The following is a 1231-nucleotide window of genomic DNA, read 5'->3' as shown; positions in this document are numbered from 1 at the left end:
GCGTTCATATGGCTCATATTGGGCATCCACTCATAGGCGATACAGTTTATGGCAACGCTTTTAAAACAAAATCAAACACATTCAGCCCCACTATTAGAAATGCAATCGATCAATTCAACCGACATGCACTCCATGCTGTAAGTCTTACTTTTGAACATCCTTCTACCGGTAAAGTTATGTCGTTTTCCGCACCACTGCCTCAAGATATGGCTAAACTTATTAAGCTTTTAAAAAAATGAATTGAAACTTTTCCCCTTCTCAAGATTTCACAATAAAATATCTTTTTTTGAACAAAATTGAAAAATATGGTAGAGTGAAGTTATGAAGGTAGTTAGCTATCTAAAACATAGAATTTGCCTTATCAGGGAATTCAGACAGAAGGAGGGTGCTATATGGCCCATATGAACTTATTATCAGTAATGACAGGTGATGGTGGTTTAAACCGTTACTTGGAAGAAGTGCGTCGTTTTCCGATGCTTGAGCCAAAAGAAGAATATATGTTAGCTCAACGTTACCGTGAGCATAATGATCTAAAAGCTGCGCATAGGTTAGTAACTAGCCATTTGCGTCTCGTAGCTAAAATCGCGATGGGATATCGGGGCTACGGACTTCCCATTGGGGAAGTCATTTCAGAAGGCAATGTTGGACTCATGCAAGCTGTTAAACGTTTCGAACCAGAACGGGGTTTTCGTCTTGCAACCTATGCAATATGGTGGATTAAAGCGTCAATCCAAGAATATGTATTGCGGTCTTGGAGTTTGGTTAAAATGGGGACAACAGCCAATCAAAAGCGCTTGTTTTTTAACCTTCGTAAATTAAAAAGTAAACTTCAAGCACTTGATAGTGGCGACCTCAATGCAGAACAAGTAAAAGAAATTGCAACCCAGTTGAATGTCACAGAAGATGAAGTTGTATCAATGAATCGTAGGCTTGGTGGTGACACTTCACTCAACGCACCGATTCGGACAAAAGAAGGGGAAAACAGCGAGTTACAAGATTGGCTGGTGGATGAATCTAACGATCAAGAACAAATTTTAATTGAAAAAAGTGAATTAGAAAATCGCCGTTCCATGCTCATAAATGCTATGGACAATCTCAATGAGCGCGAAAAACGTATATTCAAAGCGCGTCGTTTAAACGATGTACCACTAACCCTAGAAGAACTCTCTGGTGAATTTAACATTAGTCGAGAACGAGTAAGACAAATTGAAATGCGTGCATTTGAAAAAGT

The 1231-nt window shown here is 39.2% G+C and carries 1 protein-coding gene and 1 pseudogene; both read left to right on the top strand.

What is annotated here, in order from left to right:
- Positions 1–239, top strand: a pseudogene (locus tag ACFIKE_RS10850) (RNA pseudouridine synthase); the annotation flags it as partial.
- Positions 240–392: 153 nt separating this feature from the next.
- Positions 393–1231 (top strand): RNA polymerase sigma factor RpoH (rpoH, locus tag ACFIKE_RS10845; RefSeq protein WP_375649917.1); only part of this gene is annotated, 839 nt, incomplete at its 3' end.

Origin of the sequence: Bartonella sp. MU70NMGDW, from assembly GCF_042194085.1 — a bacterium.
Taxonomy (GTDB): Bacteria; Pseudomonadota; Alphaproteobacteria; order Rhizobiales; family Rhizobiaceae; genus Bartonella; species Bartonella grahamii.
This window is presented reverse-complemented; position numbering and strand designations above follow the sequence as displayed.